Source organism: Micromonospora sp. NPDC049799 (assembly GCF_040656655.1).
In the GTDB taxonomy this organism is placed as follows: domain Bacteria; phylum Actinomycetota; class Actinomycetes; order Mycobacteriales; family Micromonosporaceae; genus Micromonospora.
The window spans coordinates 1-9,130 of the sequence record NZ_JBFAMU010000189.1 but is presented as its reverse complement, the minus strand read 5'-3'; the positions used below and the strand labels follow the sequence as shown (position 1 = coordinate 9,130).

Sequence of the window (9,130 nt, the reverse complement as noted above, 5' to 3'; positions counted from 1 at the left end):
GCGGCGCTGGTGGCGCTGGTCGTCGCGGTGCTGCCGCCGGGGCGGGCCGCACTCGCCGATGCCGTGACGGGGCTGCTGCGCTTCGCGGGGATCGTCATCGCTACGTCGCCGGACACGGCGCGTCCCACCGGGTCGCCGTCGCCGTTGCCGGGGCAGCAGTCGGCCGCCCTCGACGAGGCGCGGCGGATGGTGCGCTTCCCGATCCGCCTGCCGGCCCAACTGGGCCCGCCGGAGCAGGTGCTGGTCGCCGACCCCGACGGGACCGGTACCTACCGGGTCGCGACGCTGCTCTATCGCGGCGGCACGCTGCGCGTCGACGCCTTCGACGGTCGTCTCGACCCGGTCTTCCAAAAGCAGGCGAGTGGGCCGGGAATCGACTGGGTGGAGTTCGACGGTGACGTGGCCGTCTGGATCGGCGGCCCGCACCCGGTCAGCTACGTGGATCGAACGGGCACGGTACGCGTGGAGACCGCCCGACTCGCCGCCTCGACGCTCATCTGGCAGGAGGGCGGCGTGAGCTACCGGCTGGAAGGCCAGGTCACCAAGCCAGAGGCGACCGAGATCGCCCGGTCGCTGGACTAGGACCGCAACCCCACCGGCAGTCTCATCCCGACTTTCGTTGTCAGTAAACGAAAGTTGCTCCTATATCGATGAAAGGTATGGACATGTGGACATGCCTTTTGTAGCGTCGGCCACATGAAGGCTTTTCGGCTGGTTGACCGTCCCGCCGGACCAGGAACCGCAGCCGACACCTGACCCGTCACCCGTCCCCTACCCAGTGCTTCGCCCGGCGCTGGGCGGCTCAGCCGTGCCCGACGACCGACACCACCGGCAAGGAGGAAGTGCCGTACTCCCCGAACTGCCCGATCAGTGACAAGGAGAGGCAGATGAAGAAACGACTCGCGCTCGCCGTAGCGGGTCTGACGAGCCTGGCGCTCGTCACCACCCCCACCGTCTCGACGGCCGCACCCGGCAGCGCGCCGCCGGACAGCGACTTCCAGAAGGTGACCCTCAACGACAGCCCGGGCGAGCCGATGGACCTCGCCGTGCTGCCCGACAGCCGGGTGCTGCACGTGACGCGTCCCGGTGAGGTCTGGCTGCACGACCCGGCCACCGGCCGCAACACCCTCGCCGCGGCCCTGGACGTCTACCGGCACGACGAGGAGGGCCTGCAGAACGTCGCGATCGACCCGAACTTCGGCAGGGCCGGCAACAACTGGATCTACCTGTACTACTCGCCGCCGCAGGACACCCCGGTCGACGACCCGTCCACGCCCGGGGTCAACGAGGGTGACGCCCCGGCCTGGGGAACCCCGGCGGACTTCGCCCCGTTCGAGGGGGTCATCCGGCTCTCCCGGTTCCGGTTCGTCAAGGACAGGCTGGATCTCTCCACCGAGCAGCGGATCCTGGACGTCCCGGTCGACCGGGGCATCTGCTGCCACGTCGGCGGCGACATCGTCTTCGACTCCGCGGGCAACCTGTACCTGTCCACCGGTGACGACACCAACCCCTTCGAGTCCGGTGGCTACACACCCATCGACGAGCGGCCCGGCCGCAACCCCGCGTACGACGCGCAGCGCACCTCGGCCAACACCAACGACCTGCGCGGCAAGATCCTGCGCATCCGCGTGGGCGCCGACGGGTCGTACCGCATCCCGGACGGCAACCTCTTCCCCGAGGGCACGGCCGGCACCCGGCCCGAGATCTACCTGATGGGTCTGCGCAACCCCTTCCGGATCGAACTGAACCGCGAGACCGACGAGCTGTACGTCGCGGACTACTCGCCGGACGCGGGCGATCCCGACCCGTCGCGTGGCCCGGCCGGGCACGGCAAGTGGTTCGCCGCCCGCGAGGCCGGCAACTACGGTTGGCCCTACTGCGCCACGGCGCAACTGCCGTACGTGGACTACGACTTCGCCACCGGAGCGTCCGGGGCGCTCTTCGACTGCGCCGCGCCGGTCAACGAGTCGCCGCACAACACCGGCCTGCGGCAACTGCCGCCGGTGGAGCAGCCGCAGGTGTGGTACTCCTACGGTCCCTCGGCGCAGTTCCCCGAGCTGGGCACCGGCGGCATCGGCCCGATGGCCGGGCCGGCGTACCAGTTCTCCCGCCCGACCACGCGGGGACGCGCCCCGGTGGCGTGGCCGGCGTACTACGACGGCATGGCGCTGTTCCACGAGTGGACCCGGGACTACGTGAAGGGCTTCCGGCTGGACGCCGACGGCGACCTGACCGGGATCGAGCCGGTGCTCCCCTCCCTCACCGTCGACAACCCGATGGACATGGAGTTCGGCCCGGACGGCGCGCTCTACGTGCTGGAGTACGGCGACGGCTTCTTCAGCGAGAACCCGGACGCCCAACTGGCCCGGATCGACTACACCGGCTGGACGGGCAACCACACCCCGGTTCCCCAGGTCTCGGCCACGCCCACCGCCGGACTGGCGCCGCTGACCGTCGCGTTCTCCAGCGACGGCACCACCGACTACGACGGGGACCGACTCCGGTACGCGTGGGACTTCGACAACGACGGCACGGTGGACTCCCGCGCGGCGAACCCGACGTTCACCTACCGGGAGAACGGGCTCTACCACGCCACGCTGCAGGTGAGCGACCCGCGGGGACTGTCGGCCTCCGCCTCGGTCCGGGTCGTCGTCGGCAACGCCGCACCGGTGGTGGAGCTGGTCAGGCCGGGCGACGGCCAGGCCTTCTCCTTCGGCGACCGGGTGGAGTTCGAGGTACGGGTGACCGACGACCAGCCGGTCGACTGCTCCCGGGTCAGCGTTACCTACGTCCTGGGCCACGACACGCACGGGCACCCGCAGACCACCGCCACCGGCTGCACCGGCTCCATCCAGACGACGGTGCCGTCCGGCCACGACCCGGCGACCGACAACCTGACCGGTGTGTTCGTCGCGTCCTACACGGACGCCGGTGGTGACGGGCTGCCAGCCCTGACCGGAACCGACCAGGTCGTCCTGGTCCCCACCGAGTAGAAACGACGGAAGGAAGCCATCATGTGTTACGGACACGACGGGATGGCCGCGCTGCGGCAGTCCGTTGACCGGCGCAGCCTGTTGCGCGGTTCACTGGCGGCGCTCGCGGGCGTCGGCCTGGCATCCGGCATCGGCGCGACGGCCGCCGGAGCGATGATCCGGCCGACCGGCCGGCACCACGTACCCCCGGGCCTGATCAGCATCCAGCTGTGGACGGTCCGCGACGCCCTCTGGGGATCGCCAGGGTACGACGCGACCCTCACCCACCTCGCCCGCATCGGGTATCCGCGCGTGGAGCTGGCGCTCGGCTACTTCGGTCGGACCGCAGCCCAGCTGCGCGAGTTCCTGGACGGCATCGGCATCGAGCCCACCTCCAGCCACGACGGGATCAGCGCCGACGCCGCCGGCCTGGAGCAGAAGATCCAGAACGCGGTCACCCTGGGCCAGTCGTTCATGGTGGTGCCGTACCTGAACTCCGACAAGGCGGACGACTGGAAGCGCTGGGCGGAGCAGATGAACGTGGAGGCTGCGGCGGCACGCGCGGCGGGTCTGCGGTACGGCTACCACAACCACGCGCACGAGTTCACCATCGACCTCGGTGGCGGCACGCGCCCGTGGGACATCCTGACCGCCGAGCTGGACCCCGGGCTCGTGCACCTGGAAATCGACATCTACTGGGCCGTCACCGGCGGCATCGAGTCCGGCGACGGCGCGGCGGACCCGGAGGGCTTCACGCTGGACGTCATCCGCTCGGCGCCGCAGCGCGTCCTGCAGTACCACGTCAAGGACCGGCACGAGTCCACCGGCGACATGGCCGACCTGGGCACCGGGATGATCGACTTCGCCCGGATCTTCCGGGAGCACTCGGTGCTGGAGTACATCGTCGAGAACGACACCCCCGACGTGACGCCGCAGCAGACGGCCGAGGTCGGCTACCGCTACCTGCGCAGGCTGCGCTTCTGACAGGTCCGGGCAGGCAACGCTGACGGACACCGGGGCCGGCGCCCCCACCGCGACGGGTCTACTCGAAGCGGGAGGGGTCGCCGGCTCCCCGGCGCAGGATCTCCGGCTCGGGCTGCGACAGGTCGACTACCGTCGTCGGCTCCTTTCCGCAGTCGCCGGCGTCGACGACCGCGTCGAGGAGGTGGTCCAGCCGCTCCTTGATCTCCCACCCCTGGGTCAGCGGCTCGTCCTCGCCCGGCAGGATCAGGGTGCTCGACACCAGCGGCTCGCCGAGCTCGGCCAGCAGCGCCTGGGCAACGGTGTGCGCGGGCACGCGGACGCCGACCGTACGCTTGCGGGGATGCAGCATCCGGCGCGGCACCTCCTTGGTGGCCGGCAGGATGAACGTGTAGCTGCCGGGGGTGGACGCCTTCACCAGCCGGAAGACCGAGTTGCTGACGTGCACGAACTGGCCGAGTTGCGCGAAGTCCCGGCAGACCAGCGTGAAGTGGTGCCGTTCGTCGAGGCGGCGGATGTCGCGGATCCGGTCGAGCCCGTCGCGGTTGCCCAACTGGCAGCCGAACGCGAAGCAGGAGTCCGTGGGGTAGGCGACCAGGCCGCCGTCCCGGATCAGGTCGACGACCTGCCGGACGATCCGGGGCTGGGGGTTGTCCGGGTGCACGTCGTAGTACCTCGCCATGCGCCCAAGAGTAGGCGCTTCCGCCGGCTCAGTGGCCGCGGTAGAGGACCTCGATGTCGTCGGCGTAGCGCTGCGCCACGACATCGCGTTTGACCTTGAGGGTGGGGGTGAGTTCCCCGTCGGCCTCGGTGAGGTCCCGTGGCAGGATCCGGAACGTCTTGACCTGCTCCGGGTGGGACACCGCCTCGTTGGCCCGGTCCACCGCGGTCTGGATCTCCCGACGCAGCGTGGCGTCGTCCCGCAGGTCGGCCACCGAGGCGTCGGGATGCCCGTGCCGTGTCCGCCAGCGCTGCCAGGCCGGCTCGTCGATGGTGACGAGCGCGGCCACGTACGGGCGGCCGTCGCCCACGAGCACGCACTGGCTGATCAGCGGATGGGCGCGGACACCCTCCTCGATCGGCGGGGGCGCGACGTTCTTGCCGGCCGCCGTCACGATGATCTCCTTCGTGCGGCCGGTCACCCGCAGGAACCCGTCGGTGTCGACGCTGCCGAGGTCACCGGTGCGGAACCAGCCGTCCGAGGTGAACGTGGCGCGCGTGGCGTCCGGGTTGTTCCAGTATCCGGGGAAGATCACCTCGCCCCGTGCCTGGATCTCGCCGTCGTCGGCGATGCGGATCTCCACTCCGGGAAACGGGAGGCCGACGGTACCGATGCGCTGTGCTTCGGGCCGGTTCGTCGTCAGTGCTGGCGACGTCTCGGTCAGCCCGTACCCCTCCAGCACCGTGATCCCGGCGCCGCGGAAGAAGTGCCCCAGCCGTTCACCCAGCGGCGCACCGCCGACGATGGCCATCCGGCACCGTCCGCCCAGAGCCGCGCGGAGCTTGCGGTACGCCAGCAGGTCGAGGACCTGCCGCGCCAACCGCAGCACGAGGTTGGGACCCCGGGCGGTGTCCATGGCCCGGCTGTGGCGCTCCGCCACCGAGTCGGCGACGGCGAACAGCCACCCGCGGTGCGCGTCCTCGGCCTTCTGCCGGGCCCGCGTGTACACCTTCTCCCACACCCGCGGCACCGCGAGGATGAACGTCGGCCGGTACCTGCGCAACTGCTCCAGGACACCGACCATCTCGGCGCTGTGCACCATCGTCCCCCGGGTCTGCACCATCCCCACCTGGATCATCCGGGCGAACGCGTGGGCGAGCGGGAGGAACAGCACCGTCGACGCGCCCGAATGCAGCAGCTGCGGCAGCACCGTCACCGCGCTGGTGACGTCGCAGTAGATGTTGCGGTGGGTCAGGACGCAGCCCTTGGGCCGGCCGGTGGTGCCGCTGGTGTAGACGATCGTGGCGACGTCTCCCCCGGTCACCTGCTTGCGGCGCGTCTCGACCCGGGCGTCGTCGACGTCGCGGCCCTGCCCAGCGAGAGCGATCAGGTCACCGTCGTCAATCTGCCACACCTCACGCAGCGCCGGCAGGCCCGCCCGCGCATCGGCGAGCATCTCGGCGTGGCCCGCGTTCTCCACGACACAGCCCACGGCTCCGGCGTCCGCCACGATCCACTCGAGCTGGTCCCTGCTGGCGGTCTCGTAGACCGGCACGGTCACCGCGCCGATCGCCCACAGGGCGTAGTCCACCAGGGTCCACTCGTACCGGGTGCGGCTCATCAGCGCGATCCGGTCACCGTGACCGACACCCGCGGCGATGAAGCCGCGAGCCAGGGTCAGGACGTCGTCGCGGAACTGCTCACACGTCACCGGTACGTCGCCGCCCTGCACCGGCGCCCGCCCGGGCCAGGCCCGGTGCACCGGTGCCGGGCGCACGAACTGCACCACCTGCGGCGCCTCCTGCGCGTTGATCCACACCCGCTCGGCCAGGCCCGGTACCACCGACCCGACATCCTGCGGCGCGACGGCCACATCCTGCACGTCACACACCCCCGCTACCCAGTCCGCGACGTACCGGCTCCGGCCGCCCGTCCGCGACGCCATGATGTCGCCATCTGCGGCGGCCTCGGCGACGTTTCACGAAATCTGTTCGACGGGGCACGGACCTGGGGTACCGCCCGGCGCTGGCCATCGGCGGCGGGCGGCGAGCGCTACGGCCGGATGTCGAGGGCGCCGATCAGGCCGTCGTGCAGCGTGAACCGGTGCCGCAGACGGATCGGGCTGCCCGGGAACGAGCCCGACACGACCGTCGTCACCACGACGTTCCCGCCGGCTTCCTCCTCGACCGCCTCCGGCTCGGCGGTGAAGTCGGACGCGGCCCCGGTCCGCTCGCGCCAGGCCCGGATCGCCGCCCGGCCCTCGTGGGTCCGGTTCTCGTCGGAAACGATCGCGTCGTCGGTGAAGCAGTCGACGAGGGTGTCGTGGTCGCGCTCATTGGTCGCCCGGTAGTAGCGGGCGACCACCTCCGGCATGGCGGCGGTCATGTCGTGTCCCCCTCAGTCGGATCTCGCGGCCCGGCAGGCGTGTCCCCCAGCTCATCACAGCGAAACGAAAAGAGGGGTCAAACGCCCTCGGAGGGGTTGACCTCCCGCAGGCGCCCGTGCTCCAGCCGCAACCACCGCTGCACCCCGATCTCCGCCAGGAACCGCTCGTCGTGGCTGACCACCACGAACGCCCCCCGGTACGCCTGCAGCGCGTTCTCCAACTGCCCCACACTCACCAGGTCCAGGTTGTTGGTCGGCTCGTCGAGCAGCAGCAGGTGCGGCGCCGGTTCGGCGTACAGGACGCAGGCGAGGGTGGCGCGCAGCCGTTCTCCGCCGGACAGCACCCCGACCGGGAGGTGCGCCCGTTGGCCCCGGAACAGGAACCGGGCCAGCAGGGTCATCCGCTCGGCCTGCGGCCGGCCCGGGGCGTACGCGGCGACGTTCTCCGCCACCGTCCGGTCCTCGTCGAGCAGGTCGAGCCGCTGCGACAGGTACGCCACCCGGCCCTCGGCGCGCCGCAGCGAGCCCGAGTCCGGCAGCAGGGACCCGTCCAGCAGCCGCAGCAGGGTGGACTTGCCGGCACCGTTCGGCCCGGTCAGCGCGATCCGCTCCGGGCCACGGATCGTCAGGCCGACGCCGTCGGTGCCGAAGAGCCCGCGTACGCGCAGTCGTTCACCGACCACGAGCGTCCGCCCGGCGGGAACCACCGTGTCGGGCAGGTCCAGCGTGATCGCCTGGTCGTCGCGCAGTGCGCGGCTGGCCTCGTCGAGCCGGGCGCGGGCGTCGTCGACCCGGGCGCCGTGCGTCTGGTCGGCCCGGCCGGCCGACTCCTGCGCGCTGCGCTTGAGCTTGCCGGCGACGATCTTCGGCAGCCCGGCGTTCTTGATGTTCCGGGCGGCGTTGCCGGCGCGGCGGTCGGCCCGTTCGCGGGCCTGCTGCATCTCGCGTTTCTCCCGCTTGACCTCCAGCTCGGCGGAGCGCACGTTCCGTTCGGCGAGCTCCTGGGCGGCGGCGACCGACTCGGCGTACGCGGTGTAGTTGCCGCCGAAGAAGGTCATCGACCCGCGGTCGAGTTCGGCGATGCGCTCCATCCGGTCCAGCAGCGCCCGGTCGTGGCTGACCAGCAGCAGGCAGCCGCGCCACTCCTCCAGGACCGCGTACAGCCGGTGCCGGGCGTCGACGTCCAGGTTGTTGGTGGGCTCGTCGAGCAGGAGGACGTCGGGCCGCCGGAGCAGCTGCGCGGCCAGGCCGAGGGAGACGATCTGCCCGCCGCTGAGGGTGTCGAGGCGGCGGTCGAGGGTGACGTCGTCGAGGCCGAGCCGGTCCAGTTCGGCGCGGGTGCGCTCCTCGACGTCCCAGTCGTCGCCGACGGTGGCGAAGTGCTCCTCTGCGGCGTCGCCGGCCTCGATGGCGCGCAGTGCCGCGACGGTGCCGGCGACGCCGAGCACCTCGGCGGCGGTCAGGTCACCGGCGAGCGGCAGATCCTGCGGCAGGTAGCCGAGCGCCCCGTCGACCGTCACGCTGCCGGAGGTGGGTGCGAGTTCGTCGGCGATGAGCCGGAGCAGCGTCGTCTTGCCGGCGCCGTTGGGCGCGACGAGGCCGGTGCGGCCACCGCCCACGGCGAAGGAGAGATCCTCGAAGACAGGGGTGCCGTCCGGCCAGGAGAAGGACAGGTGGGTACAGACGACGGATACGTCGGGCATGGCGGGGACCTCGCGGGTGAGGTGGGCGCGCGCCGGGGCGGCCCAGCGGAAGGGATCAGGGAACGACGGCACGGCCAGGGCGGCGCCGCTGTCGCGCGCCTGCTCGCCGGCCGGACACTCCGGTATCACCCGGAGATGTCGTCGTCACCTGCCACGTCTGCTCCTCGTCACTCCGACCGTCACACCCCGCGCCCACGATCCGCGGTCCGGTCGCCGACCACCCTAACAGCGCCCGGGGAGGCCGCCGACCCGTTTTTCGCCGCCGTCGGGAGCGGTCGCCTCGGTTCGGCGGCGGCGGCTCGTCCGCACGGTGCCGGCGGGGGGGCCCCCACCGCGGGGGGCCCCGGGGGGGGGGGCTTGGGGGGGGGGGGGGGGGGGGTTTGGTAGTTGTAATAGAGGCCCCCCACCCCGGGGCCGGCGACCGGGGC

The 9,130-nt window shown here is 71.7% G+C and carries 7 protein-coding genes; 3 read left to right on the top strand and 4 right to left on the bottom strand.

The features are described 5' to 3' along the window. From AB0I76_RS16015 to AB0I76_RS16005, 3 genes are all read left to right on the top strand, one after another. Positions 1-582: hypothetical protein (locus AB0I76_RS16015; protein ID WP_357035290.1), on the top strand; the 582-nt coding region annotated here is incomplete at its 5' end. Between the two features lie 305 nt (positions 583-887). Continuing rightward, the gene (locus AB0I76_RS16010) at positions 888-2,993 is read left to right on the top strand and encodes a PQQ-dependent sugar dehydrogenase (RefSeq protein ID WP_357035287.1); all 2,106 of its coding nucleotides are present in this window, start codon (positions 888-890) and stop codon (positions 2,991-2,993) included. A 21-nt stretch (positions 2,994-3,014) separates the two neighbouring features. Continuing rightward, positions 3,015-3,956, top strand: coding sequence for a sugar phosphate isomerase/epimerase (locus AB0I76_RS16005; RefSeq protein WP_357035284.1), 942 nt, complete (start codon positions 3,015-3,017; stop codon positions 3,954-3,956). A gap of 58 nt (positions 3,957-4,014) precedes the next feature. Here AB0I76_RS16005 and AB0I76_RS16000 read toward each other — a convergent pair whose 3' ends face one another. The 4 genes from AB0I76_RS16000 to AB0I76_RS15985 all read right to left on the bottom strand — a co-directional run bounded on the left by AB0I76_RS16000 (position 4,015) and on the right by AB0I76_RS15985 (position 8,702). Beyond that, the gene (locus tag AB0I76_RS16000; protein WP_357035282.1) at positions 4,015-4,635 is read right to left on the bottom strand and encodes an L-threonylcarbamoyladenylate synthase; all 621 of its coding nucleotides are present in this window, start codon (positions 4,633-4,635) and stop codon (positions 4,015-4,017) included. A gap of 28 nt (positions 4,636-4,663) precedes the next feature. Further along, positions 4,664-6,496, bottom strand: coding sequence for a long-chain fatty acid--CoA ligase (locus tag AB0I76_RS15995; RefSeq protein ID WP_357035279.1), 1,833 nt, complete (start codon positions 6,494-6,496; stop codon positions 4,664-4,666). Between the two features lie 170 nt (positions 6,497-6,666). Then, entirely contained in the window at positions 6,667-6,999 is a 333-nt protein-coding gene (locus AB0I76_RS15990; RefSeq protein WP_357035276.1) for a nuclear transport factor 2 family protein, read from the bottom strand. A 77-nt stretch (positions 7,000-7,076) separates the two neighbouring features. Further along, positions 7,077-8,702, bottom strand: a complete 1,626-nt coding sequence (locus tag AB0I76_RS15985; RefSeq protein ID WP_357035292.1) for an ABC-F family ATP-binding cassette domain-containing protein — start codon at positions 8,700-8,702, stop codon at positions 7,077-7,079. Positions 8,703-9,130 lie beyond the last annotated feature (428 nt).

Excerpts from the sequence above, each read along its gene's own strand:
- AB0I76_RS15990 (WP_357035276.1), bottom strand. The coding sequence starts at position 6,999 with ATGACCGCCGCCATGCCGGAGGTGGTCGCCCGCTACTACCGGGCGACC.
- AB0I76_RS15985 (WP_357035292.1), bottom strand. The coding sequence starts at position 8,702 with ATGCCCGACGTATCCGTCGTCTGTACCCACCTGTCCTTCTCCTGGCCG.
- AB0I76_RS16010 (WP_357035287.1), top strand. The coding sequence starts at position 888 with ATGAAGAAACGACTCGCGCTCGCCGTAGCGGGTCTGACGAGCCTGGCG.
- AB0I76_RS16000 (WP_357035282.1), bottom strand. The coding sequence starts at position 4,635 with ATGGCGAGGTACTACGACGTGCACCCGGACAACCCCCAGCCCCGGATC.
- AB0I76_RS16005 (WP_357035284.1), top strand. The coding sequence starts at position 3,015 with ATGTGTTACGGACACGACGGGATGGCCGCGCTGCGGCAGTCCGTTGAC.